This is a genomic window from Pseudotabrizicola sp. (assembly GCF_030656345.1).
Taxonomy (GTDB): Bacteria; Pseudomonadota; Alphaproteobacteria; order Rhodobacterales; family Rhodobacteraceae; genus Pseudotabrizicola.
This window is the reverse complement of the sequence record NZ_JAUSNR010000024.1, coordinates 96,791-121,321: the sequence shown is the minus strand read 5'-3', so window position 1 is coordinate 121,321 and position 24,531 is coordinate 96,791. Positions and strand designations below refer to the sequence as shown.

At 60.2% G+C, this 24,531-nt stretch carries 20 protein-coding genes and 1 tRNA gene; 13 read left to right on the top strand and 8 right to left on the bottom strand.

The features are described from left to right. Positions 1-84: 84 nt before the first annotated feature. The 7 genes from Q7J44_RS14900 to Q7J44_RS14870 all read left to right on the top strand — a co-directional run bounded on the left by Q7J44_RS14900 (position 85) and on the right by Q7J44_RS14870 (position 7,660). The gene (locus Q7J44_RS14900) at positions 85-555 is read left to right on the top strand and encodes a formate dehydrogenase subunit gamma (RefSeq protein ID WP_304881185.1); all 471 of its coding nucleotides are present in this window, start codon (positions 85-87) and stop codon (positions 553-555) included. After that, positions 552-2,069 (top strand): NADH-quinone oxidoreductase subunit NuoF, encoded by a 1,518-nt coding sequence (locus Q7J44_RS14895; protein ID WP_304881183.1) that lies wholly within the window; start codon positions 552-554, stop codon positions 2,067-2,069. Before Q7J44_RS14900 ends, Q7J44_RS14895 begins: the two co-directional genes overlap by 4 nt. After that, complete coding sequence (gene fdhF / locus Q7J44_RS14890) at positions 2,066-4,945, top strand: formate dehydrogenase subunit alpha (protein ID WP_304881181.1); 2,880 nt, start codon at positions 2,066-2,068, stop codon at positions 4,943-4,945. Before Q7J44_RS14895 ends, fdhF begins: the two co-directional genes overlap by 4 nt. Continuing rightward, complete coding sequence (gene fdhD / locus Q7J44_RS14885) at positions 4,942-5,748, top strand: formate dehydrogenase accessory sulfurtransferase FdhD (RefSeq protein WP_370693014.1); 807 nt, start codon at positions 4,942-4,944, stop codon at positions 5,746-5,748. The genes fdhF and fdhD overlap by 4 nt, the downstream gene beginning before the upstream one ends. Before the next feature lie 64 nt (positions 5,749-5,812). Next, a complete protein-coding gene (locus Q7J44_RS14880; RefSeq protein WP_304881278.1) occupies positions 5,813-6,007 on the top strand; it encodes a formate dehydrogenase subunit delta in 195 nt (64 codons plus the stop codon). A gap of 68 nt (positions 6,008-6,075) precedes the next feature. After that, entirely contained in the window at positions 6,076-6,834 is a 759-nt protein-coding gene (locus Q7J44_RS14875) for an SDR family NAD(P)-dependent oxidoreductase (protein ID WP_304881178.1), read from the top strand. A 70-nt stretch (positions 6,835-6,904) separates the two neighbouring features. Next, positions 6,905-7,660: a cobalamin biosynthesis protein CbiX gene (locus tag Q7J44_RS14870; RefSeq protein ID WP_304881176.1), complete on the top strand. Its 756-nt coding sequence runs from the start codon at positions 6,905-6,907 to the stop codon at positions 7,658-7,660. Here the strand turns inward: Q7J44_RS14870 and Q7J44_RS14865 are convergent. After that, positions 7,646-10,204 (bottom strand): ATP-binding protein, encoded by a 2,559-nt coding sequence (locus Q7J44_RS14865; RefSeq protein ID WP_304881175.1) that lies wholly within the window; start codon positions 10,202-10,204, stop codon positions 7,646-7,648. The two genes, Q7J44_RS14870 and Q7J44_RS14865, sit on opposite strands and share 15 nt — an antisense overlap. Before the next feature lie 121 nt (positions 10,205-10,325). On the opposite strand from Q7J44_RS14865, the gene Q7J44_RS14860 reads away from it, so the two are divergent. The 3 genes from Q7J44_RS14860 to Q7J44_RS14850 all read left to right on the top strand — a co-directional run bounded on the left by Q7J44_RS14860 (position 10,326) and on the right by Q7J44_RS14850 (position 12,609). After that, positions 10,326-10,931 carry a response regulator gene (locus tag Q7J44_RS14860; protein ID WP_370693015.1) on the top strand — a complete coding sequence of 202 codons (606 nt, stop codon included), beginning with the start codon at positions 10,326-10,328 and terminating at the stop codon, positions 10,929-10,931. Between the two features lie 110 nt (positions 10,932-11,041). Continuing rightward, positions 11,042-11,115, top strand: a tRNA-Gly gene (locus tag Q7J44_RS14855). Positions 11,116-11,202: 87 nt separating this feature from the next. Continuing rightward, complete coding sequence (locus tag Q7J44_RS14850) at positions 11,203-12,609, top strand: tyrosine-type recombinase/integrase (protein WP_304881171.1); 1,407 nt, start codon at positions 11,203-11,205, stop codon at positions 12,607-12,609. A 144-nt stretch (positions 12,610-12,753) separates the two neighbouring features. Here Q7J44_RS14850 and Q7J44_RS14845 read toward each other — a convergent pair whose 3' ends face one another. The 6 genes from Q7J44_RS14845 to Q7J44_RS14820 all read right to left on the bottom strand — a co-directional run bounded on the left by Q7J44_RS14845 (position 12,754) and on the right by Q7J44_RS14820 (position 19,578). Continuing rightward, positions 12,754-14,499 (bottom strand): hypothetical protein, encoded by a 1,746-nt coding sequence (locus Q7J44_RS14845; protein WP_304881169.1) that lies wholly within the window; start codon positions 14,497-14,499, stop codon positions 12,754-12,756. A 303-nt stretch (positions 14,500-14,802) separates the two neighbouring features. Further along, the gene (locus Q7J44_RS14840; RefSeq protein WP_304881167.1) at positions 14,803-15,846 is read right to left on the bottom strand and encodes a hypothetical protein; all 1,044 of its coding nucleotides are present in this window, start codon (positions 15,844-15,846) and stop codon (positions 14,803-14,805) included. A 55-nt stretch (positions 15,847-15,901) separates the two neighbouring features. After that, positions 15,902-16,582, bottom strand: coding sequence for an HNH endonuclease (locus tag Q7J44_RS14835; RefSeq protein WP_304881165.1), 681 nt, complete (start codon positions 16,580-16,582; stop codon positions 15,902-15,904). Then, entirely contained in the window at positions 16,579-17,013 is a 435-nt protein-coding gene (locus Q7J44_RS14830; RefSeq protein WP_304881163.1) for a hypothetical protein, read from the bottom strand. Before Q7J44_RS14830 ends, Q7J44_RS14835 begins: the two co-directional genes overlap by 4 nt. Positions 17,014-18,060: 1,047 nt before the next feature. After that, positions 18,061-18,783 (bottom strand): hypothetical protein, encoded by a 723-nt coding sequence (locus tag Q7J44_RS14825; RefSeq protein WP_304881161.1) that lies wholly within the window; start codon positions 18,781-18,783, stop codon positions 18,061-18,063. Between the two features lie 240 nt (positions 18,784-19,023). Then, positions 19,024-19,578: a recombinase family protein gene (locus Q7J44_RS14820; protein WP_304881160.1), complete on the bottom strand. Its 555-nt coding sequence runs from the start codon at positions 19,576-19,578 to the stop codon at positions 19,024-19,026. 619 nt (positions 19,579-20,197) lie between these two features. Between Q7J44_RS14820 and Q7J44_RS14815 the strand changes: the two genes are divergently transcribed. From Q7J44_RS14815 to Q7J44_RS14805, 3 genes are all read left to right on the top strand, one after another. Then, the gene (locus Q7J44_RS14815) at positions 20,198-22,060 is read left to right on the top strand and encodes a leucine-rich repeat domain-containing protein (protein WP_304881158.1); all 1,863 of its coding nucleotides are present in this window, start codon (positions 20,198-20,200) and stop codon (positions 22,058-22,060) included. A 450-nt stretch (positions 22,061-22,510) separates the two neighbouring features. Continuing rightward, the gene (locus Q7J44_RS14810) at positions 22,511-22,771 is read left to right on the top strand and encodes a hypothetical protein (RefSeq protein ID WP_304881156.1); all 261 of its coding nucleotides are present in this window, start codon (positions 22,511-22,513) and stop codon (positions 22,769-22,771) included. Position 22,772: 1 nt separating this feature from the next. Beyond that, the gene (locus Q7J44_RS14805) at positions 22,773-23,036 is read left to right on the top strand and encodes a hypothetical protein (protein WP_304881154.1); all 264 of its coding nucleotides are present in this window, start codon (positions 22,773-22,775) and stop codon (positions 23,034-23,036) included. A 187-nt stretch (positions 23,037-23,223) separates the two neighbouring features. On the opposite strand, the gene Q7J44_RS14800 is transcribed toward Q7J44_RS14805, so the two are convergent. Continuing rightward, positions 23,224-24,297, bottom strand: a complete 1,074-nt coding sequence (locus Q7J44_RS14800; protein ID WP_304881152.1) for a DUF475 domain-containing protein — start codon at positions 24,295-24,297, stop codon at positions 23,224-23,226. Between the last annotated feature and the right edge of the window lie 234 nt (positions 24,298-24,531).

The window sequence follows — 24,531 nt, the reverse complement described above, 5'->3', positions numbered from 1 at the left end:
GTCTATCATGTGACGGTATATCGATATTGATTTGCCTGTCAGGCTGGCTAGGATGCGGCGCAAAGCAGAGCCACGGGAGCAGCCATGCCTGACGATCACGCCATCCTGACACGCACAGCAGAAATTGTGCAGGCGCATCAGGGTGTTGAAGGTGCGCTTTTGCCGATGCTGCATGCCGTGCAGGCCGAGTTTGGCCATGTGCCGCAGGCCGCGATGCCTGCGCTCGCCGCAGGTGCGGGGGTGACGCGGGCGGAATTGCACGGGGTTGTCAGCTTTTACCACGATTTCCGCGAGGTGCCTGCCGGGGCGACGGTCGTGCGTCTGTGCCGGGCCGAGGCGTGTCAGGCGATGGGCGGCGACCAGCTTGCGGCCCAGGTGCAGGCCCAGCTTGGCTTGGGCTGGCATGACACCAGCGCCGATGGCGCGGTGACGCTGGAGCCGGTGTTTTGTCTGGGGCTGTGCGCCTGTGCACCGGCGGCGCAGGTGGCTGGCCGGCTGATCGGGCGGGCCGATGCGGCGCGGGTTGTGGCGGCTGTGGCCGGGGGGCAGGCATGAAGATCTATGTGCCCCTGGATGCCGCCGCCCGTGCGCTTGGCGCGGATGAGGTGGTGACGGCGTTGCAGGCCGAGGCCGGGCGGCGCGGGATTGACCTGACCGTCGTGCGCAATGGCAGCCGGGGGATGGTCTGGCTGGAGCCGCTGGTCGAGGTGGAGACGCCGAATGGGCGTATCGGCTTTGGCCCGATGGTGCCAAAGGCGGTGGGGCAGGTATTTGATGGCGGTCCTTTGGCGCTTGGGCCGGTTGCAGACCTGCCGTGGATGAAGGCGCAGACCCGGCTGACATTCGCGCGCTGCGGTGTGATTGATCCACTGTCGGCTGACGATTACCGCGCGCATGGCGGGTTTGCCGGGCTGATGCGCGCGCTTTCGATGAGCGGTGAAGAGCGCTTGGCCGAGGTCACAGCCTCGGGCCTGCGCGGGCGGGGCGGGGCGGGCTTTCCCACCGGCATCAAGTGGCGCACGGTGGCGGGGGCGGTGGCTGACCGCAAATACATCGTGTGCAACGCGGATGAGGGCGACAGCGGCACCTTTGCTGACCGCATGATCATCGAAGGCGATCCGCTGTCGCTGATAGAAGGCATGGTGATTGCCGGGATCACGGTGGGCGCGACCAAGGGGTTCGTCTATCTGCGCAGCGAGTATCCCGATGCGATTGCGATGATGAACCGGGGGATTCTGGCGGCGCGGGCGGCGGGGATGCTGGGTGGTTCGGTCATGGGCTCGGGGCTGGCCTTAGATATCGAGGTGCGGGTCGGGGCCGGGGCCTATGTCTGCGGCGAGGAGACCAGCCTGCTGAACAGCCTTGAAGGCAAGCGTGGGGTGGTGCGGGCCAAGCCGCCGCTGCCGGCGCTGGAAGGCTTTATGGGCAAGCCGACCGTGGTGAACAACGTGATTTCACTGGCGACCATCCCGGTGATCTTTGAGCGCGGGGCGGCGGATTATGCCGCGCATGGCATCGGGCGATCACGCGGGACGATTCCGTTGCAGATTGCCGGGAATGTGGCGCAGGGCGGGTTGTTCGAGGCAGCCTTTGGCCTGTCTTTGGGAGAGATTGTGGACGGGTTGGCGGGCGGCACCGCCACTGGCCGTCCGGTCAAGGCGGTGCAGGTCGGCGGGCCGCTGGGGGCCTATTTCCCGCGGGCACTGTTCGATGTGCCGTTTGGCTATGAGGATTATGCCGGGCAGGGCGGGCTGATCGGCCATGCCGGGATTGTGGTGTTTGATGACAGTGCCGACATGCTGGCGCAGGCACGGTTTGCGATGGAGTTTTGTGCGATCGAATCCTGCGGCAAGTGCACGCCGTGCCGGATTGGCGCGGTGCGCGGGGTGGAAACGGTGGACCGGATCGCGCAGGGCGACGCGGCAGCTATCCCGCTGCTGCATGATCTGTGCGACACGATGAAAGCCGGGTCTTTGTGCGCGCTGGGGGGCTTTACGCCCTATCCGGTGCTGTCGGCGCTGACCCATTTTCCGGATGATTTTGCCCGCGCAAGAGAGGCTGCCGAATGAAGGATTTCATCATCCCGGACCGCGATTTCGGCACGCCTGCGGCGAAGTCGAAGGTGATGGTCACGCTGACGATTGACGGCTTTGATGTGACGGTTCCGGAAGGCACCAGCATCATGCGGGCTGCGGCGGAGGCGGGGATTTCGGTGCCAAAGCTGTGCGCGACGGATTCGGTGGATGCCTTCGGGTCCTGCCGGTTGTGCCTGGTCGAGATAGAGGGCCGCAATGGCACGCCGGCCAGCTGCACTACGCCGGTGGCGGCGGGGCTGAAGGTTTCCACCCAGAATGCCCGGCTGAAAAAACTGCGGCGCGGAGTGATGGAGCTGTATATCAGCGACCATCCGCTGGATTGTCTGACCTGTTCGGCCAATGGCGACTGTGAGTTGCAGGATATGGCGGGGGCCGTGGGCCTGCGCGATGTGCGGTATGAGGCTGTGGATACGCATTTCAAGCCGAAAAACACCAGCGGTGAGGCCAATCCGCAGTGGAACCCAAAGGATGATTCCAACCCCTATTTCACCTATGACCCCGCCAAATGCATCGTCTGCAGCCGCTGCGTGCGCGCCTGTGAAGAGGTGCAGGGCACCTTTGCCCTGACCATCGAAGGGCGCGGGTTTGACAGCCGGGTGTCTTTCGGGGCCAAGACTGACACCGCGCTGACCTCTGATTGCGTGTCCTGCGGGGCCTGCGTGCAGGCCTGCCCGACCGCGACCTTGCAGGAAAACTCGATCATCGACATCGGCACGCCGGAACGGTCGGTCATCACCACCTGCGCCTATTGCGGGGTGGGGTGCAGCTTCAAGGCCGAGATGCGCGGGGATGAGCTGGTGCGCATGGTGCCCTATAAACATGGCAAGGCCAACCGGGGTCATTCCTGTGTGAAGGGCCGCTTTGCCTATGGCTATGCCAGCCACAAGGACCGCATCCTGTCACCGATGATCCGCGAGGCAATCACTGACCCTTGGCGGGAAGTGTCGTGGGAAGAGGCGATGGAATTTGCCGCCAACCGGATGAAGGGCCTTCAGGAACAGTATGGGCGGCAATCGGTGGGGGTGATCACCTCCAGCCGCTGCACCAATGAAGAAGCCTATCTGGTGCAGAAGCTGACCCGGGCGGTGTTTCTGAACAACAACACCGACACCTGCGCGCGGGTATGCCATTCCCCCACCGGCTATGGGCTGGGCCAGACCTTTGGAACCAGCGCGGGGACGCAGGATTTCGACTCGGTTGAAGAAACCGATGTGGTGATCGTGATCGGGGCAAATCCGGTGAACGGCCACCCGGTCTTTGCCAGCCGGTTGAAGAAACGCCTGCGCCAAGGCGCGAAGCTGATCGTGATTGACCCGCGCCGGACCGAGATGGTGGAGGGCGCGCATTACAAGGCCGACCACCACCTTGCGCTCAAGCCCGGTACGAATGTCGCCATCGTCTCGGCCATGGCGCATGTGATTGTGACCGAAGGGCTGATGGATGAGGCGTTTATCCGTGACCGCTGCGATTGGGATGCTTTTCAGGACTATGCAGACTTCATTGCGGCCCCGCATCACGCCCCCGAAGCGGTGGAATTGCTGACAGGCGTGTCGGCGGCAGAGGTGCGGGCGGCGGCGCGGCTGTTTGCCAGGGGCGGCAATGGGGCGATTTACTATGGGCTGGGCGTGACGGAGCATTCCCAAGGATCGACCACCGTGATCGCCATTGCCAACCTTGCCATGCTGACCGGCAATATCGGGCGGCCCGGTGTGGGCGTGAACCCGCTGCGCGGCCAGAACAACGTGCAGGGATCGTGCGACATGGGGTCATTCCCGCACGAATTGCCGGGTTATCGCCATGTGAAGCTGGATGACGCCCGCGCGGTGTTTGAACGGGTCTGGGGGGTGCAGATCGACAATGAACCCGGCCTGCGCATTCCCAACATGCTGGATGCAGCGGTCGAGGGCACGTTCAAGGGGCTGTATTGTCAGGGCGAAGACATCCTGCAATCGGACCCCGACACCAAGCACGTCGCGGCGGGGCTGGCGGCGATGGAGTGTGTGATCGTGCACGACCTGTTCCTGAATGAAACCGCGAACTACGCGCATGTGTTCTTTCCCGGATCGTCCTTTCTGGAAAAAGACGGCACCTTCACCAACGCCGAACGCCGCATCAACCGCGTGCGCAAGGTGATGGCCCCAAAGCAGGGTTATGCCGACTGGGAGGTGACGCAGCTGTTCGCAAACGCCATGGGTGCCAGCTGGGGCTACACTCACCCGAGCCAGATCATGGATGAAATCGCCCTGACCACGCCCAGCTTTGCCGGGGTCAGCTATGAGCGGCTGGAAACGCTTGGGTCTGTGCAGTGGCCCTGCAATGGGGCCAACCCCGAAGGCACGCCCTTGATGCATGTCGATGGCTTTGTGCGCGGCAAGGGGCGGTTTATCCGCACCGAATACGTGGCCACGGATGAGAAAACCGGCCCGCGCTTTCCGCTGCTGTTGACCACCGGGCGTATTCTGTCGCAGTACAACGTCGGGGCGCAGACCCGGCGCACGGCGAATGTGGTCTGGCATGCCGAGGATGTGCTGGAAGTGCACCCGCATGACGCCGAGGTGCGCGGCATCCGCGAAGGGGATTGGGTGCGGCTGGCCTCACGCTCGGGTGTCACGACGCTGCGGGCCGAGATCACCGACAAGGTGTCGCCGGGCGTGGTCTATACCACCTTTCACCACCCCGAAACGCAGGCCAATGTCATCACCACCGATTTCAGCGACTGGGCGACCAATTGCCCGGAATACAAGGTAACAGCGGTGCAGGTCAGCCCCTCCAACGGCCCATCGGAATGGCAGGAAGACTATGCCGAGCAGGCAGCACTTGCCCGGCGCATTCTGCCAGCGGCGGAATGATGCAGTCCCATGCACCCTTTGCGCGGCTGTCCTTCCCGGGCGGGGTCGGGCGGCAAAGCCAGCGGGTTTTGCCTGCGGAAGTGGCGGTGGCGCTGTCCTACAACGGGTCGACCCATGCGGTGATGATGGCGACGCCCGCCGACCTGACCGATTTCGCGCGTGGGTTCACGTTGGCCGAAGGCATCGCGACGCTGGAAGAGATTGAGCGGATTGACGCAGTGGAAACCCCGCTGGGGGTTGATCTGCAGATCTGGCTGACCGAAGGGGCAGCCGCGCGTCAGGCGCAGCGGCGGCGCAGCATGGCGGGGCCGGTGGGCTGCGGGTTGTGCGGGCTGGACTCTCTGGAAGAGGCGGTGCGTGATGCACCACAGGTGCAGGGCGCGCTGCGGATGACGCCCGCGCAGGTGATGGCGGCGGTGGCAGACCTGCCGCAGCACCAGCCGCTGCACGACATCACCCGCGCTGCGCATTGCGCGGCGCTGTGGACCGCTGACGGCATCGCGCTGTCGCGCGAGGATGTGGGGCGGCACAATGCGGTCGACAAGCTGGTCGGCGCGATGACGCAGCCCGCCGACCGCGCTGCGCTGATCCTGACCAGCCGCGTGTCAATTGATCTGGTGCAAAAGGCCTGCACGGCGGGCTTTCCGGTGCTGATCGCGGTGTCGGCCCCGACAGCGGCAGCGGTGACGATGGCCGAAGCGGCGGGGCTGACGCTTATTGCAAATGCGCGCCCCGATAGGTTTGACTGTTACACGCACCCCCGCCGTTTGCGCGGGGGTCAGGAGGTGGCTGATGTCGCTTGAAACCACTGCAGCGTTTTCCAACGACGCGCCGCGTGACCACAATCCGCAGGCCAAGTTGATCGTGATGGCCAACCAGATCGCAAAGTTCATGGAAAGCAAGCCCCACGCCGAAGGGCGCGAAGGTCTTGCCAGCCATATCAATGATTTCTGGGAACCCCGTATGCGGCGCCAGCTGTTCGAGATGCTGGATGCGGGCGGCGCGGGTCTGCGGCCCTTGGTCATCGACGCGGCCCCGCTGATCCGCCGCCCGGCTACCTGATCGGGCCAGTTGACCCCTTGCCGCCAGATGTTTCGCGCGCGAAGCATGGGGCAAGCGGAGGAATCACCATGTTTGCCATTGTTACAGCAGGGCCATCGGCCATCGGACGCAGGCTGGTCACGGCGCTTGCCGGGGCCGGGTATGATGTGGCCTTCACCCATCTGGGCGCAGAGGCCGCCGCCGCCGATCTGGTGGGGCAGGTGCAGGGCCTTGGCCGCCGCGCCCGGGCGTGGGAAGCGGATGCCGGCGACGAAGGTGCCGTGCAACGCCTGCATGCCGAGGCCGCCGATTGGGCGGGCGACGCGCCCGATGTGATGGTGAACAACGCGGGCATTCAGACCTGGGCAGGCCTGCTGGACCTGCGGGCCGATCAGTGGGATGCGGTGATGCACACCAATCTGCGCGGCACGTTTCTGAACACTCAAGCCGCGGGCCGCGCCATGGTGGCGGCGGGCAAGGGGGGCAGCATCGTGAACCTTGGGTCTGGTTGCAACAAGCTCGCCTTCCCGAAACTGGTGGATTACACCGCCAGCAAGGGCGGGATCGAACAGTTCACGAAATCGGCGGCGGTGGAGCTGGGGCCGCATGGTATCCGCGTCAACTGCATTGCGCCGGGCGCCATTGCCACCGACCGCACGGCGGCAGAGGCGGGCGATTACGCAGGCACATGGTCAAAGGTCACCCCGCTGCGCCGGGTGGGCACGCCCGAAGATCTGACGGGCCCCTTGCTGTTTTTGTGCTCGGATGCCGCCAGCTTTGTCACCGGCCAGACAATCTGGGTCGATGGCGGGGTGTTTTCGCAGGCGACATGGCCGTATGAGCTGTGACGTCGCGCCCCTGTGACCCCCACCGCGTTAACCCCCTTGTCGCGCCGTATCGCGCCCCTAAATCCAGTATATGACACAAACCGCCCTGATCGTGGCCCATGGCCAACCCTCTGACCCGGAACCTGCCGAGGCGGCGCTTGCCGCGCTGGCCGCTGATGTGGCGGCGCACCTGCCCGGCTGGCAGGTAGAGTCGGCGACACTGGCCGCCGAGGGCAGGCTGACGGCGGCCTTGGCGCGGGCAGGCGGCGACGGCGGACTGGTCTACCCGATGTTCATGGCCGATGGCTGGTTCACCCGCCAGCATCTGCCCGAACGTCTGGCCAAAGCCTGCCGTGCGGCCTTGTTTGAGGCCGGCCCCTGTGACCGGGACGGCTGCGGCGGGGCGGCGGGTTGTGCGCGGTGGCGCTGCCTGCCGCCCTTCGGGCTTGACCTTGACGTGCAGAACCTTGCGCTGCGCGTGCTGCACGAAGCCGGGGTGCCGCCGGGCGGAGAGGTGTTGCTTGCCGCCCATGGCTCGGGCCGCAGTTCGGCCCCGTCGGATGTGGCCAATGCGGTCGCCGGGCGGCTGAAAGAGGGTCTGCTGCTGGCCCGGTGTGATGCCGCCTTTATCGACCAGCACCCCCGACTGGCCGAGGTGAGCGGATTCCCCGCCGACGCGGTCTGCCTGCCGTTCTTTGCCGCAGAAGGGGAACACGTCACCGATGATCTGCCCGCCGCCTTGGCCGAGGCCGGGTTCACCGGCCGGGTGCTGCCCGCGCTGGGGCGCGATGCGCGGGTGCCCGGACTGATTGCCAGCGCTTTGCGCGGTGGGTCAGGCGACCAGTAAGCCACTGCGCGTGGCAAGCGCCTGTCTTGTGTCGGCCCAGAGCGCCGGCAGCGTTGCAATCAGCCGCGCTGCCTCTGCCCGGTTGGCATCATCAATGGCCCGCTCCAATGCCGCCAAGGCATCGCGCAGCGCAATCGCGCCGAAGGTTGTGCAGCCGCCCGCCAGTTGGTGGGCGATCCGGGCGGTTTCGGCATCCGGTGCCGGGTGCGCGCAGATCCGGGCCAGCGTGTCGTCGCCTTCGGCCACCATCCGGTCGATCAGCGAGGCCGCGACGGGCTTTCCCAACGCCTCGGCCAGTTCATCAAGGGCGGTGTTTTCCAACTTGTCGCGGGTCGGTAACGCCGCCGGATCAGCGTCGCCATAAAGCTGCGCCAGCAGCGCCTCACGCGTGACGGGCTTGGTGAGACAGGCATCCAGCCCCGCCTGCCGGAACGCCTCGACATCTTCGGGCAGCGCATGTGCGGTCAGCGCGATGATCCGCGCCTGCATTGACGCACCACCGCCGCGAATGCGCCGCGCCGCGTCGATCCCGTCAAGGCGTGGCATCGAAATATCGGTGATGATCAGATCGAACCGGGTCCGGGCTGCGATGGCGACGCCTTCGATGCCGTCTTCAGCCTCGGTCACCCGGTGGTTCAGGTCACTCAGGGTGCGGCGCAGCAAAAAGCGGTTGATGCTGTTGTCTTCGATCAGAAGAATATCCAGTTCCTGCTTTGCGGGCGCGAGCCGCAGGGCTGGAACCGGCAGGTCTGCCAGTGGTGGTGCCGGGGCGACGGCTGGCAGCGGCAGGCGCAGCCAGAACAGACTGCCTTCGCCGGGGTTGCTTTCAACGCCGATGCTGCCCCCCATCGCCTGTGCCAGCCGTCGCGCGATGCCAAGCCCCAGCCCGGTACCGCCAGCCGCGCGGCCATAGGAGGAATCGACGGTGGCAAAATCGTCGAACACCCGGCCCAGATCGGCGGGGGCGATGCCGATGCCGGTATCGATGACGCGGATTTCCGTCATCTGCGGCCCGGTGCTGTCGGTCCGTCCGGGCAGGCGTTCGGTTTCTATGGTGATGGTGCCATTGCGGGTGAATTTGACCGCATTGCCGATCAGGTTCAGCAAGATCTGCTGCAACCGCCCCGGATCGCCCCGCACGTTTCCCAGAGGGCCCGACAGCGGCACATGTTGCAGGCTGTTGCCCCCCGCGCGGGCCACACCAGCCTGATTGGCAAGACAATCCTCGATCAGCCGGTCGAGCGCAAAGGGCGTGTCGGCCAGCCGGATCTGACCGGCTGCGGTGCGTGACAGGTCCAGCACGGAATCGACATGGCCCAGCAGAATGTCGCCCGAGACACCCATGATCCGCAGCAGTTCACGCTGGCTGTCATCAAGCGTGGTGTCATTCATCAGCTCCATCGACCCGATCAGCCCGTTCAGCGGTGTGCGCATCTCATGGCTCATCACGGCCAGAAAATCGGCCTTGGCCTTTTCTCCGGCACGGGCCCGCGTCAGCGCTTCTTCCAGCGCCAGCCGGTCGGCCTGACGCTGCGAAATGTCGCGCAGAAAAGTGACGATCAGTGCGCCCCGGTTCAGATCGCGGATCGCAAGCGACGCCTCCAGCGGGATCGCCCGTCCATCCGCGCGGCGGCCGGTGATTTCAAAGCGCTGGGGGCCGGACCTGACGGCAGCAGAGATAATGTCGCGCAGCCGTGCCTGATAATCTTCCTGCGTCTGCGGCGAAAACAGAATGGGCACAATCTGCCGGCCCAGAACCTGGTTCCGCGACAGGCCGAACATCGCCTCGGCCACCGGGTTGAACTCTACCACCCAGCCGCCGCGGTTGGTTACCACAATGGCATCGGGCGAGGTGGCGATGATCAGCTGCAGCCGCTCTCCGGCAATCTGATTTTCACGCGCCTGCCGCTGTGTGACCCGGAACAGGCGGCTGGCCATGCCAGCCAGCAAGACCAGCAGCAGGATGGTGGCTGCGATGGCTGTGGCCAGCAGCGTCAGGGTGCGTCTCACACTGGCGCGCGATTCATCCGTATTTACCGAAAACATCAGCAATGAGTCCAGCGACAGATCCCGTGTCAGCCGCTGAACTTCGGCGCTTTGCGCTTCCATGTCCGGCAGGGCGGCGGCAAGGACGGCGTCTGAAGCGTCAATCGCGCTGACCCATCTGTCTGCATAGGCCTGCATCGCTTTCAGCCGGCTCAGGTTTTCGGGCTGCTGGATGAAGCCTGCGTAAAGCGGACTTTGTTCCAGCATGCGCAGGCGGCTGTACATCACATTGAACCAGCGCCGCACTTCATTCGGGCTGGCTTGCCCCGCGCGCGCCCTGACCAGCGTGCTTTGCAGGCGCAACACCTCTACCTCGGTCTGCATCATGACCCATTGGCCGTTGTCACTGTCGGCCAGATCCAGTTCGTCCAGCCGGTTGCGCACATCCAGGGCCAGCGCGCCGATGATGGCCAGAAGCCCCAGCACCATGCCGACAACCGCGAGAGCGCGAATTGATCCGAGCGCCCGCCAGGGGGGAGTGTATGGCAAAATTGTCATCGGAACCCTTGCATCTGCGGACCAAAATCAGGCTAAGGTATATCTTAGTACATTTCATGCCGAAATGACGCTCCCGAAAATGCGAATGTCCCTTGCCGGACAGAGGAAAAGACACGTGCGGATGCTTCTGGCCGACGATCATGACTTGTTCCGTGAATCGGTCTCCGCATTGGTGGCGGTGGATGGCGGCATTGTGGTGGTCTCTGTGGCAGGGTTGCAGCCGGCGCTCGACGCCCTGACGCAGCAACCCTTTGATCTGGTGCTGCTGGATTACCAGATGCCGGGGATGGACGGGCTGGACGGGCTACGCAAGGTCCGCAGTGCCGCGCCCGGGGTGCCTGTGGCGGTGATGTCCGGCACCATCCGCCGCGATTTGGCGCAAGAGGCGCTTGCCAGTGGCGCTGTCGGTTTTGTGCCAAAAACATTGGGGATCAAAGCGCTGATCGCCGCCATCAAGCGGATGGCTGCGGGTGAGATTTTCGCCCCAATGTCGATGCTGGAAGATCCGCCGCCGCCGAACGCGGTGCTGGAAGACCTGACCCGGCGGGAACGCGAAGTGCTGGAAGGCATCTGCGACGGCAAGTCCAACAAGGAAATCGCCCGCGATCTGGCGGTTCAGGAAGTGACGGTCAAACTGCACGTCAAGACCCTTGCCCGCAAACTGGGGGCCAGAAACCGCACCCACGCCGCCATGATCGCCCGCAACGCCGGGCTGATCCGGCCCTGACCGCAGGCCTTAAACCCGGGGGGAGGTGCGGACATCAGGAAAATCTGCCCCGCCCTCCGCACGGCCCCGGTTGACCCTGCCCGCGCGATCCTCTATTTCCAGCCCAGAGCGCGGGCGTTGTGTAATGGTAAGACCTTAGCCTTCCAAGCTAAAGACGCGGGTTCGATTCCCGCCGCCCGCTCCATTGGACCCCTTGTCAGTCCATATTTCTCAATAACTTCCGATACTTGCGTTCCCTTCCGGTGCACATTACAGCACACACGGGGCACACATGGGACTTGTTTTGAAGCACATCGAGCGAACCAAATCGGGCAGTTGGCAGTACCGCCGCAGGGTGCCCAAAGATGTTGCCGAGGTCATCGCCAAGCGGGAGTTCAAACGCAAGCTGGGTGATTCCCAGCGGGCAGCCCTTGCCGCCTATCCCCGGTATCATGCCGAGGTGGAGCGGGAGATTGCCGAGGCCAAGCTGGGTCGGGCGCGAACAAAGGGCGTGGCCAATGCCAAGCTGTCTGAGCGTGAAGCCTATGCAGAAGCCCTCAGAAGGCGCGCTGATCTGGTCGCCGCAGGGGCTTCTCAGGATGATCTGGACATAGTGGCCGATACGCTTGCCGACAAATACCCGCAGGACGAAGACGGGCCACTTGGTGTGCCGCCACTGGACCGCTACACGATCAATCTGCTGAGGGACGCTCCGGGCAAGATCAAGGCCCCCGAACCGACTCTTGGGGATGCCCTGAAGCTGTATCTCAAAGAGCATCTGAACGAGAGCCACCCGGACACGGATAGCCGCGTGGTGGGGCTTGCAAGGCGGGTCATAGAAACCGCCATCAACGCCATGGGGCGTGACCCCGCATTGTCATCGATCGCCCGAGAGGACGCCCGAGCGGTGCGGGATGAAATGCTTGACCGGGTGAAGGTCAGGGGTAGAGGCGTTGGCGGGAAGGTCAGCGCCGCCACGGTGTCGCGGGAACTGACGATCATTACGGCTGTCATCAACTTTGCGAAGGTGGAGTTCGGCTTGGGGGACAACGTTCAGAACCCTTTCAGCCGTCTGCCGGTGGAACGTGTGGCCAAGGGTCAGGGCCGCAAGGCTTCTGAAAAGCGCGACCCGTTGCCGGTTGATGTCCTCAAAGAGACGCGCGACAGGATACTTGCTAATGCCTCCCCGGCGCTGGCGCATATCTGGCGGCTGATCGAAGGGACAGGATGCCGTATTGCCGAGATCACTGGGCTGCGGGTGGAGGATGTGAAGGTGACGGGTGACCTGCCGCACATCCGCATTGAGCCGCACGATCTGCGCAGCCTGAAAACGGAGTCCTCCCGGCGTCAAGTGCCGCTTGTTGGTGACGCCTTGGCTGCCGCTCAGGAGGCCCTTGAGGCGGCTGAGGGTGAACTTATGCTGTTCCCTACCTATGGCCGCAACAGGGGGTCAGACGCTGCCTCTGCATCGCTTATGAAGCACCTGAGGCGGGTGTCGGTAGACGAAAAGCACGTCATCCATTCCCTGCGCCACAATATGAAAGACAGGCTGACGCTGTCCGAGGCGGCATCGCTAGACCAGAACCTGATACTGGGTCACGCGCTGGGCGGTGTCGGTGACCGGGTCTATGGTGGCGAGGTTGCCAAGCTGCGGGCGACAACGCGGGTCATGAAGCGGGCCTTTGGGTTGGAAGCCTAGGTGGCCCGACAACACCAACGGTTTCCGGTCAACCTCCGGTACGTCCATTGTTGTTCAAACGAAGGTCTATTGGATCAATGTGCAGACGATTTTGGCGCGGTGGCGCTCTGGAAGAAAATTGAGAACGGGCGAAGCAGGCCGCAGCTACTCAGGGAGATCAGGACGCGCCACATTGAGCGCAAAAACCTTCCGTCGCGGCACGCCAGTAAGTGTATCATCCTGCAACCGAACTAGTGTCTGCGACACTGGATCGTATTCAATATTTGCAGGAAGCATTGCCTTTGCCACTGGCGGATGTGATTTGGCAACTGTTTGGTAGTTTCTTCTTACCCAGTCAGCCAGAACTTTTGCAAGTGGCCACGAATCCTTGTCCAGAGACCTTTTACGCTGAATGCTTGGGTCGTAAAAGCCCAAGACATTGAGGCAAAAACGAATGTACGCTGCCCCTTTGTAATTTGGAATGTCATCCATCTGAACAATCTCATTCCAAATCATTCTCCGGAGTTTCCTAGATGCCATCATCATTACTTTTGTTTCTCTGGCCGAACGCATCTCAATGGGGTACCAAACTAAATTATGCTGAACATCCCACATCCGGAATTCTTTGGTATTAACCTGCGCAGCAGTGAAAATGGTTTCAAAGCGCAACTCTGCAATTCTAGAAGATAAATCGTGACCGTATCGAAAATCGTCGGTTCTATCAAATCCCACCCAGCCGCCTGATTCATCAAAAATCACCACGAGTTCATTCAGAAATTTATTCGCCTCTCGCGCGTGCCATAAAGGATTTTGGGAGCTAAATGTACTTTCGTACCTTGCCATATCGCCAAGATTTTCGTACGCTTTCTTTGTTGTTTCTAAGATGTAGTGGATGCCGCGAGCATCCCAGTTTGGCCTCCCTTGGAAGACTAATCCTCGAACATACTCACGCGCAAGGCCAAAGTAGACCCGCCACGTTTCAGTGTCCCAAGTGCGAGCGTGCGGATAACTCATATCAAGAGGTGACTCCAAGCCCCGCTCGTAACTCTCAAGGTAGTGCCAGTTTTTAAAAATCGCGCGCGTAATGGGTTTCGCATCACCAATGAACCCCTGCTCCAGCCATTCGTTCTCTACGAACAAGGCGGAGTTCGGTCTTTTCAGCATCGCCAAAACCGTACGTCGCACCATGAGCTGGATACGAACATCATATCGTTTCATATTTATTGCTTCTTCCACCATGTGAGCAGGAAACGATGGAATTTCGCTTGCTAACATTTCACAGAAACGAGTGTCGCCTAGGAGTTCTAAAAGAAAGTGCGCATGTGTTTGCACTGCCGATAGCGTAATTGGTTCTTCATTCTTAAAGTAGTGCTGCTTTGTTTGTGGAGCGTGGCGCATCAACCTTGGTGCTTCACGCATGAGTTCTCTAGCCAAGGCAAGCATCTCATCCTTTCCGCCGTTATTTATGTGAATGTAGGTTTGTTGAAAAAAGCGTCGAGCCGTAAAGCGAGAAAATCGGGGGGGGCGCACAAAGCAAATACACATCCAGTAAAGAATTAGAATGGACAGGACTGCGGATACAAAGTAGTTTATTTTGTTTGGATTAAGGAAGCTAGGAATTTTCAATTCATAAAGAATGAACGCTTCAATTAAGAAAGTTATCATACCAGAAGTTATTAGAGCCACAAAGAAAACTGGTCGCAATGGCACAAGAGCAGTTGCCTGTCTAATTTGAAACTTTGCACTAGTGAGTGTAAACACAGCTACTGAAAAGGCCAAAATGCCTAGAAAGCCGCTTACATCCAGAAACGGAGTGTAATCGTCGCGTGTCACGGTTGTAAGGCTGTTTCGCCACCATCGCTCCAAATCGCCCCACCAGTTTGAAAGTTGTGGTAATAAATCATCAATCATTTCAAGATCAATCGTCCAGTGGGTTGTTTCGCGGAGCCTACACTCAAATTCTCGCTGCATCTAGATGATCAATGCGCATCGCGGCGCGCTTATGGTCGTAATGCATTTCTATGCAGCCAAACCGAAGCCTCCCTCTGCTCAAAGACGGGCAAACTGGATGTCGTATTCTGGTTTGCTAGGGCGTGGCTGATGTCTGTTCTAAGCCAATGGGCTTCCTGTCCACTAGCAGAGGTTAACGCCCTCGACGTGGTAATCACGGACAAAATGCCCCCCACCGGGTGACCGATGGGGGGCGTTGAGTTGTCAGATGCGGGAAACCTTGACCATCCCGTTACGGACAGCCTGCTTATAGGGCAGTGTCATGCCGTCCATTTCGATGATGAAGTCGAAGGTGCTGCGGTCATAGGTGAACTTGATGCCAGCTTCCTGCAAGGCTGTCGCCACAGACTGCGGGTCCAGTCCCCCAAGTTCACTGGCATACCCTTGGGCCAGCTTATCGAACCCCGAGGCGTCCCCTGTGGCGACCATGGTCCGCAGCGCATCGAAGGCTTCAAGGGCGCGCTGAGGATGCCCCTGACAGTAATCCGAGAACAGGTCATGGTCATGGACCCCAAGGCCCTCAAGGCGGCTGTATACGGCTGCCTCCATGCCCGCCTGTGCTGCCTCCAGTTTGCCCCGGATGGCCTCCAGAGGTTGCCCCGAGGCGTTGGCAGCGTCCTGCAGTTCGGTCTCTGAGAAGGTGCCGGTCTTGGCATAATCATCCATCAGGCCATAGGTGACCGGGGCGGGCAGCGTAGAGGCCAGTTCATTGACCACGGCAGAGGTTGCCCTGTCGGCTGCCCAAGGGGCCGTAGGGGTGGCCTCAGGGTTTGTCTGTGGCTGCTGTTGCGGGGAGGTTTCGGGTGCCCCTGCATCACCCTGGACGAAAGGGCCGGGTGCAGCCCCGCCGGGGATGATGAAGCCGCCATCGGGGGTGCGGGTGATTTCGCCCAAGCTGGCGAAAACATCCAGAGAAGCCCGCTGTCCTTTGATTATAATGGTGTCAGACCCTTGCGGCGCACGGCATAGCACAGGGCTGCCTGACTTCGTCTGAATGGTGGTCGCGGGGATTGCCGGGTTGACCTGTTCGGAGAATGAGAACGAGGCCCCGGACGGGCTGTCGCGGTGGGTGGTCATGCCGTCGTGGCCGATGGTGACCTCGCGGCCATAGCCGACTTCCGTGCGGGCTGCGGTGGGCTGCGGGATGCTGCGGGCGTGAAAGGCTGCGGTGCCCTGCTCCATGCCACGGGCAGAGATGTGCCGACCGTCATCGGTCACGAAGCTGTCGGTTGCTGCGTTGTATTCCATGTTCAAAGAGTCCTTCGGTGAGGTTGGTGGTTGATGGTGATGATGTTGATTGTGATCAGCAGGCCGCGATACGGGCTTCGATCTGGGATGCGGTAAGGCCGTGGCGGGCCTCATAGCGGTGTCGGGCTTTGGCTGCGGCTTTAGGGGTTCCGAAGCGGCCTAGTGCGATGTGCTTGCCAGCTATCGTGATGTGGGCCTGCCATCTGCCCGATGGCTTGTGAAAGCTGACCCCCGGAATGCCTGATGTGTTGTTCTTCCGGGTCTTCTTTGCCTCCCTCTGAGATATCAGGCTGGGCGAGGTGGTCAGAAGATTTTCAGCACGGAGGTCAGTGAGGTCGCCATTGCGGGCAATCATTTCCCCCTCAGGCCATCTGCCGTTGTGCAGGGCATAAGCAACCCGATGGGCGTATTGGTGCTGGCCGTAGACAGCCCCCTGTCTCATGCCCCGGACAACGCTCGTAAGGGCAATTTTCCCGGCGAAGCGGGCCGTCCATCCCTTGTCCGAATGTCTCGGTAACCAGCGCAGTTCTCCAGTCTCCGGGTCATAATTGAGAAGCGTCCGCAGCTTATCAATGTCACATGGCGGGGGCTTACGAAGCGCTGCCTGACGGTCCTTTGTGCGCGTCTGCATGTTGCTGGGCAGGCTGACCCCCGGTGCCCGCTCAGGGCGTTCCTGTGCCCCTCCTATCGCCTCTCTGGGGGTTGTATCCCCGAGGTCGAAAGTCATCTGGTTCATCTGAAAGAATATCCCGTGATTGGCTGTTTGTTGTGCTCAAGATGGGCTGGTGATGGCCGGGTGGCCCCAGACCAAGCCGGGTCTTTGAGAAGGGCTTCCAGACCAGCGGCAAAGAGGGCGTTGGCGACTTCGTTCAAGGCGATGTCACGGTCGATCCCATCAAGACCCCGATGGTTCTCCGCGAGGTGTTCTAGGAGGGCCGCAACGCTGCCCCTGACCCGAAACGCCTTCCAGCCATGAGCGGCCTTATGGTCAGCTGTCAGGGCATTCGTTGTGGACCATGCGAGACCCCGCCACATCGCCTTGAGCAGCCGGGAGTAGTAGTAATGGCGGTAGGAGGGTTGCAGGCCGTTGACGGTCGGGCGGCCATCAGGTTTGCGCTCATACGGTGTGGAATGGCGGGGGCGATAGGATGGGCTTTTAGGGGGCATGAGGGGTTCCTTGGGGTGTTGATGCAAACGGGAATGACAAACTGATACGCCCATACGCATGCGGATAACCGAATATGTTTGGGTGCAGACCCTCAGCCGTGTTGGTGCAACAGGGCAAAAAGGGGTGCCCGGTCAGGGGCATCTGTCGTGTGATTGATGGATGGGTGTGGCTTCGCCATGATCACCCCGCAATCGAAGGGGGCTGTCTGGTCGGTTCATCGTGGGCATCAGACCCACGGACATCAGCGGGCACCGTGTTGGTGCAAGAGGACGAAAAAGGGGGTGCCCGTCAGGGGCAGCTATCAGGGGCATCATTGATGTGGTTTGGCTTCGCCATGATCACCACATGCCCAACGGGGCCTGCTATGGCTGACCTCCTACTGCATCCCGAGGCCAGCCTTAGGTACGCTGGGGGAGGCGGTGAAAGCGGATGGGGGCTGTGATGGGGGGAAATCGACTTGGGCCTGTCCGAGCCGGGGTCGAAGCCATCCCCACCGTGTTGGTGCAAGAGGACGAAAAAGGGTGCCCGGTCAGGGGCGGTGATCAGGAGGCATGGGTGACTAGGCCACACCTCCCTTGATCAACAAACACCCGACCGAACTCACTGGCGGGGATACTTCACACATCCTCCGTGGAAACCGAGGCACGGAAACACACGGAAGATGGATGATATATCTCTGATGGGGGGAAATCGATTAGGCGGTCCTTTTGGTCCAGCAAAGGGCAACCAACGGCAGCGACAGGACAGCCTCACGGAAGCCCGCAGCGTGGTCATTACGGGTCGTCAGGGTCCATAGGTCATGGTCCTCAAAGGGTCGGAAGGGGTGCGCCTTGCGCCACGCTGACCCCTCCCAGCGGCCAATGCGGATTGTGAGGCAGAGGCTGTGGGCTTCGATAGAGAGGGACATGGGGGAAACCTTTCAGGGCGCGACATGCGCTACATCTGTATGAGTCAGGTTGTGTCTTGTGTGAAATGTTTAAAAACATGCGCTTGAAGGAAATTCTCTCTTCCGGGATATGCCTGAGAGCAAGAACTGTCCTTTCGTGCTATCGTTTCATAACTTCGGCAAGAATGCGCTCGAGGCTTCCCTCGGATGCCCCATACGTCTGGTAGATAGCGACCCGAATGATCTCAAAGACCCGCCAGTCATTAATGACGTTGAAAGCCAATAGCTTGGAAATTTCGTGGGCCAATTGTTTCTTAGAGAGGTTTTGCTTGGAGGTCTCGGTTTTGATTTCACCGAAGCGTTCCGTGTAAGTGTCCAGCTTGCGCTGTGCGTTGGCCTTGATGGCAGGGTCAGTGCTCGGGTGAGCAACAAGGGTGCGCAGTTTGCGAACGACCCGCAGTTCATCCTCAGTAGGGACTTCCTTGGGTGCCTTGGGCTGGGGCTTCTGGGCTTCTTTCCATCTGGCGTGGAGGCCACGCACAGTCCGGACCTTGGGGTGCAGGCCGCGCTGAACACGGAAGGCGTCGAGGTCACCGGCTGCCCACATCGCTGCGGCAGGGTCGGCTGGGTGTCCGTGGTATTCCAAGTTGGAAGACCGCAGCCAGTCATGGAACTTGTTGTCGGATGGGAAAAGCTTTCGTCCTACCAACAGCGCAGCGCCATATATCAGCCAACCTTCGATCACCCTATCTTCCCCCTCGGCCACCATACGGAGACCATGACGGGCTTCTTGCGCGAGTTGAGTGGCTTTTGTGGTGTTTGGGAGGATGATTTCCGGGTGTGAGGCTTGGTTTTGGAATGTGGCGTGGTTTGCAAAAGTCATGGGGTTCCTCTGTCTGGCGATGAGAGGAACCTAGGCGCAGCGATTAGACACAGCAACACTAGCCATATGAAATCAAACAACTTACTGGCGGCGGCCCTTTGAGCAGGAGATTTTATGTCTCGGGCGTTGTGAGTCGCGAAAGGCTGCCTATTTGCAACTTGTGACGCAGTTGCCACCTCTTGTGACGCGCAGTGTTGCGCTTAAAGCGCAAATCATATTTATTTACTCATACGGCTTGACCTATGTTTCCTTAACCACGCGAAAAGCTGTCGCACGGCTGATGCCGACACGCTTGCCTGCCTCAGCTATGGGCACCCCATCGGCCACCAGACGCTTCAACTCGGCCACCACATCATCCCCTGTGGGCTTCCTCCCCCGATACTTCCCTTCGGCCTTGGCCTTGGCGATGCCCTCCCGCTGGCGTTCCAGCATGATCTCCCGTTCAAACTGCGCGATGGACCCCAGCAGGTTCAACATCAGCCGACCGTTGGGCGTGGCGGTATCAATGGCAGCGTCAAGGATGCGCAAGGTCGCGCCCTTGGCCTCCACCCGCTCTGTGATTTCCAGCAGGTGTTTCACCGACCGGGCCAGACGGTCCAACTTGGTGACCACCAGTACGTCGCCCTTGCGGATGAACTGCAGGGCGCATTCAAGCTGCCCCCGGCTGGTCTGATCTACCGAGGACACTTCCTCCTGAAAGACTTCGTCACAGGGCACCTTTACGAGTTCCCTAAGCTGCGCCTCAAGGCCCGCCTTCTGGTCCGTGGTGGATGTGCGGGCATAGCCGATGATCATGGGTCAGGTCTCCGTGAGTCTGTTTGAAGTCTTAGACCTGATACCCCGACAGTCTTTTAATTGTCAACACCATTCGTGTGAGACTCGCTGGACAGGCAATGAGACGACTCACTAGGCCAAGGTTCAAAGAGACAGCGAAGCCCCGCCGGTAAAATTCTCCGGTCACCGCCTGTTCCCCGGCAAGATCACTTCATGCTGCCCGCCATGAGAAACCAAAGGGGGCCACGGGGGGTGCGCCGCGAGCCTTAAATATGATCTCTGGTTGTCGGATTTGTGCGGTGGAATATTTCGTGTCAGATGATCAAGGCCGCTCGTGTTCGCCTCTTTAAAAAAATCTGATGGAAGCAGGGCACCGAATGTTTGTCCAACATCGCTGAAAAGACGACAGCTAGCCGAGTGCACCTCGGCGGTACGCTCTGGTAGCTCGTATCGAAATGATATTTCTCGGCCGTTACTACATGAGAATTTGGTCCGAGGCCGACGTCATGCGACCGAATTTTTCCACACCCAAAGCCCAGAGCGGACGGTCAGATTGCGCTATAACGCGCTTTCAAAATCAGCGTTTTTGTTTCAATGATGCGCAGTATCTAGAAAACAAGCAAAAGGCGGCCGCGCTGGGATGAGTGACGCAGAAATAGCCTTTGCAAACGCGCAGGAACAGATTGTGAGGGCCAACACCACAGGCGCGAACACTCTAGATCTCACAGCCCGGGCAGTTGGCGAAATCGGCCGCTCGCTCGACCGCCTGCCGCCAGAGATCGCAGCTCTGACGGAGTTGCACACTATTCATCTCAGCGGCACTCAAATCGCCGATTTTGCGCCGCTGGCGGGGATGACATGGTTGCGTGTTCTCAACCTCAGCAGCACCCAGATTACTGATCTCGCGCCGCTGGCGTCACTGACGCGCCTGCAAAGACTCTACCTCGGCGGTACACTGATTACTGATTTCGCGCCGCTGGCCGGGATGACAAGTTTGCAGCGCCTCAACCTCGACCGTACTAGCATAGCCGATTTCGCGCCGCTGGCGGGCCTGACGGGCTTGCGGGACCTCATCCTTTATGAAACCCAAATCACAGATCTTGCGCCGCTAGCGAAGCTAAGGGGGTTGCAGCAACTCAACATCTTCAACACCAAGATTACGGATTTCGCGCCACTGGCGGCCTTGACGAGGTTGCGTTCCCTCAACCTCAGGGGCACACAGATTGCAGATCTCGCGCCGCTAGTGCGAATGAAGGGGCTGCGTGACCTTAACCTAGGCGGCACCCCGATTGCAGATCTCGCGCCGCTGGTGGGAATGACAGGGCTACAGTCCCTTTATCTCGCCGACACTGAGATCGCTGATCTCGCTCCTTTGGCTGGCCTGACCGCGTTGCAGACCCTCTTTCTCGCCAACACGCCGATTACCGATCTCGCTCCTTTGGCTGATCTGGCCGCGTTGCAAACCCTAAACCTCTTTAACACCCGGATTACTGACCTGCGTCCGATTGTAGGGCTGAGCAACCTGGGAACCGGTGGCGGGAAAGGCGTAAGTTTCGAAAAGACCCGCGTCATTGAACGCGATGTGTGGTTGGAGGCACTGGCCCAGATCGAAGATGACAAAAAACGCACCCGCGACACGCTGACCTACCTGCAAAGCCTGCCGCCATGGCCCCAGCCCTACTCCCCCGCAGACAGCGTCCTGCAGCCGATTGGGGGCGATACGATCAACGCACAGGCCCAAGCCCTTAGTGAATTGACCCCGCTTGCGGAAAGTTTAGTGCAGAGCACCGATACTGGCCGCTTTTCGGTTCAATATCAGCCTATCAAAAAACCCGATTTGCTGAACGCTATCCTCGCGCAATTGGCCGATGCAATTGAAGATGTTCTACAGGACCCTAAAAACGGGCTGAATGAAACCTCGCTCGAAATCCGCAAGCTCAAACGCACGCTAAAGCGGTTTGCCAATGACCCGCAGCGCATCGAGATGGATTTCACAACCGTTCATCAAAGCCTGACACGCCAGATTGCGGTCGGCGAACTGCCAGCGTCAGAAGAAACTCTGTCTTTGATGATAGCGATTGAACAGGGCGCGCAGGGCATACGCGCGACCCATGCCGATGTGTACGTCAACCGCCGCATTCTGCAGGAACAGAACCTGCGCGAGTTGTCTGACGACGCGATCAATGCGCTGAAAGATTCCACCCCTGTACTTTTAGCAATTACTGAAGGCGACGCGCATCAGCAGATGCAGGATGATTTGCTATATCTGACTGAAGAAATACAAGCAGTCCCACCCCGTTTGCCCGGTCTAACACGCGACGATGCTATCAACATCAGGCGCGATGAGGCCATACGTGTGTTCGGGCGTACTGCGAGGATCATGATGGCACTGCGCAAATCACCCGTTCTGGTCAGAAAACTTCATCAAAGCACAGCCTTCAATGCGTTGGAAATTATGGCCGTTCTCGCAACCTTAGTCACTATTGGCTTGACGTTGTTTTAAGCGTTGATCGCTCTCAAATTTAGTTGCGATGCGGAGGTTTTCCAAGGCTCTCGGATTGAGGGTGCGCTACAAATCTGACCGTCCGCTTGGTCCCGCATCGCTGCCCCTCAAAACTTCATCCGGGCACCTGAGCGTGCTCCAGAGGCAAACTCGGAACCCTTGTCAGTTTGCGAACACTAGATTCGCATCGTGGATTAATGGACAACAACGAACGTTGAGAATGCTATGGCGTGAGAATGTGGGGGCCTAACCGTGTGGCCGGAGGTTGGACCAAGGGCAGGAAAGGTGCAGCGTGGGCTGGCCCGGAAGGTGGAACGGCGTGGGCCACCGGGAGATTTTCTGCTTCACCTGTTGAGGTCTGGTCCAAAGATTTTTGACCCAAGCGCAAACCGACCCTGACATCGGGAACGACTGCGGCTAGAACATTAAGAACGTGACGCGGAGGTATAGATGTTCTTCACGAATTTTGGTCGAGTGGTTGCGTGGTTTGCAACGGTTGCGGGCATCTTTGGTGTGGTGGCAGGGCATGAGTTTGACATAAACCAAGCAGAGTCAGTGTTTGCGAATATGCTCAATATCGATGCTAGCCAATGGAATGGGAAGCAAGGCAAGGTTTTCAGACAACAGGGTTACATTATGCTGTTTTGCGGCCTCGTCTTGGGCATCCTGACCGAAATCAGTAGATCAGTGGCCGGTCGCAGAGAGGAATAAGATGCTCATTCTTGGAAGTATCATTGCTTGGTTGACGCTTATCTTTGGCGCACTTCGCGTTGGCATCGGCTACTACGTGGCGAGTATAGATGACCCCGCCTCCAGAGCCGCCGCCGCCTCTCGCTATTTGTTGTCCGGCAGCAGCGGCCAAGCAATTGACCAAGGCGTCAAGGTCTTCCTGTTCGGGCTGGCCCTTGGGATACTGGTGAAGATTGCGAGTTCACTGGTGAAGATCGCGCGTTCATTGGCCGAGCGGAAGAAATGAGCCTTGCGGGTGGGCGCTGGCTCTGCAAAATGGGCACACCCTGACAGCACGTCAGGCACACGCCGAAAAAACCGCCGGAAACCTCACGGGTCGCAAGTTATTAAGAAACAACAGAAAAGGCGACAGGCCACAGGGTTAGATTTACCGCCCCGTCGCTCGCCGCCCGCTCCAGATTGCCCCTCTCCGATCAATCCGCCCGATGTGCCTTGTTCCAGCGGATCGATGACCACAGGGCGATGCCGATCAGGGTGGCCCCGCCCAGACCTGTGATCACTTCGGGAATATGGGTGAGGGTCTGCACATACATGATCACCGACAGGATCAGGATGGCGTAGAAAGCACCATGTTCCAGATAGCGGTATTGTGCCAGCGTGCCGCGTTCGACCAGCATGATGGTCATCGACCGCACATACATCGCCCCGATGCCCAGACCGATGGCAATGATGAACAGGTTGGATGACAGGGCAAAGGCCCCGATCACGCCGTCAAAGCTGAAGCTGGCATCCAGCACCTCCAGATACAGAAACGCGCCCAGGCCGCCCTTTGCCGCGCCTTGCAGCACTTGCTGGCTGCGATCCAGCACGCCGCCCAGCACCTCGACCAGCAGAAAGGTCAGCAAGCCCCAGATCGCCGCATGGAAGAAGGTGGTCGCGTAGGCCGCGCCCTTCTGGTTTTCGATCACCTCGGAAAACGCCAGCATAACCACCAGCACAAAGGCAATCTCGATCCCTTTGACCGAGGAATAGGCTGTGACCTTTTCTTCCAGCCAACGTACCCAGTGCACCTCTTTTTCGTGGTCGAAAAAGAACGACAGCGCCACCATCATCAGGAAGGTGCCGCCAAAGGCCGCAATCGGCAGATGGGCTTCCATCATGATGCGGCTGTATTCTTCTGGCTGGCTGGCCGCCATCACCAGTGCCGACCATGGGCCGACATTGGCAGCGATGACCACAATCAGCAGCGGAAATACGATCCGCATCCCGAACACGGCGATCAGGATGCCCCAGGTCAGAAACCGCTGTTGCCAGACCGGGGTCATGTCTTTCAGCTTGTTGGCATTGACGATGGCATTGTCAAACGACAGCGAGATTTCCAGCACGGCCAGAACGGTGACAATAAAGAAAACCTTCATGGCCCCGGCAAAGCTGTGTTCGGTGGAAAACCCCAGCCAAAGGCCGAGGGCAAGACCGATCGCCGTGACGATAAAGGCCCATGTGAAATAGGACAGCGACGAGCGCTGCAGTGTATCTGGGGAAGACATGAACAAGTGACCGCGCGGCATGTGGCGGTTCAGGTGCCGACATCGCAGGATTGCCGCAAAGTCCTGCCAGAGGGGCCCGGTCACCCGTGGCGCGAGTCTATGCGCCTAATTGGGGGGGCTTGCAAGCTTGGGCTTTGGGACGGGCGGGCCGGATGGGGCCATTGAAGGCCGGTCCGCGGCGCAGGGCCAAAAAACGGGGGCCGCTGTTGCCAGCAGCCCCCCTTGCACGGCAGA

Coding starts and splice junctions, on each gene's coding strand:
- Q7J44_RS14900 (WP_304881185.1), top strand. CDS start 85: ATGCCTGACGATCACGCCATCCTGACACGCACAGCAGAAATTGTGCAG.
- Q7J44_RS14895 (WP_304881183.1), top strand. CDS start 552: ATGAAGATCTATGTGCCCCTGGATGCCGCCGCCCGTGCGCTTGGCGCG.
- fdhF (WP_304881181.1), top strand. CDS start 2,066: ATGAAGGATTTCATCATCCCGGACCGCGATTTCGGCACGCCTGCGGCG.
- fdhD (WP_370693014.1), top strand. CDS start 4,942: ATGATGCAGTCCCATGCACCCTTTGCGCGGCTGTCCTTCCCGGGCGGG.
- Q7J44_RS14880 (WP_304881278.1), top strand. CDS start 5,813: ATGGCCAACCAGATCGCAAAGTTCATGGAAAGCAAGCCCCACGCCGAA.
- Q7J44_RS14875 (WP_304881178.1), top strand. CDS start 6,076: ATGTTTGCCATTGTTACAGCAGGGCCATCGGCCATCGGACGCAGGCTG.
- Q7J44_RS14870 (WP_304881176.1), top strand. CDS start 6,905: ATGACACAAACCGCCCTGATCGTGGCCCATGGCCAACCCTCTGACCCG.
- Q7J44_RS14865 (WP_304881175.1), bottom strand. CDS start 10,204: ATGACAATTTTGCCATACACTCCCCCCTGGCGGGCGCTCGGATCAATT.
- Q7J44_RS14860 (WP_370693015.1), top strand. CDS start 10,326: ATGCTTCTGGCCGACGATCATGACTTGTTCCGTGAATCGGTCTCCGCA.
- Q7J44_RS14850 (WP_304881171.1), top strand. CDS start 11,203: ATGGGACTTGTTTTGAAGCACATCGAGCGAACCAAATCGGGCAGTTGG.
- Q7J44_RS14845 (WP_304881169.1), bottom strand. CDS start 14,499: ATGATTGATGATTTATTACCACAACTTTCAAACTGGTGGGGCGATTTG.
- Q7J44_RS14840 (WP_304881167.1), bottom strand. CDS start 15,846: ATGGAATACAACGCAGCAACCGACAGCTTCGTGACCGATGACGGTCGG.
- Q7J44_RS14835 (WP_304881165.1), bottom strand. CDS start 16,582: ATGAACCAGATGACTTTCGACCTCGGGGATACAACCCCCAGAGAGGCG.
- Q7J44_RS14830 (WP_304881163.1), bottom strand. CDS start 17,013: ATGCCCCCTAAAAGCCCATCCTATCGCCCCCGCCATTCCACACCGTAT.
- Q7J44_RS14825 (WP_304881161.1), bottom strand. CDS start 18,783: ATGACTTTTGCAAACCACGCCACATTCCAAAACCAAGCCTCACACCCG.
- Q7J44_RS14820 (WP_304881160.1), bottom strand. CDS start 19,578: ATGATCATCGGCTATGCCCGCACATCCACCACGGACCAGAAGGCGGGC.
- Q7J44_RS14815 (WP_304881158.1), top strand. CDS start 20,198: ATGAGTGACGCAGAAATAGCCTTTGCAAACGCGCAGGAACAGATTGTG.
- Q7J44_RS14810 (WP_304881156.1), top strand. CDS start 22,511: ATGTTCTTCACGAATTTTGGTCGAGTGGTTGCGTGGTTTGCAACGGTT.
- Q7J44_RS14805 (WP_304881154.1), top strand. CDS start 22,773: ATGCTCATTCTTGGAAGTATCATTGCTTGGTTGACGCTTATCTTTGGC.
- Q7J44_RS14800 (WP_304881152.1), bottom strand. CDS start 24,297: ATGTCTTCCCCAGATACACTGCAGCGCTCGTCGCTGTCCTATTTCACA.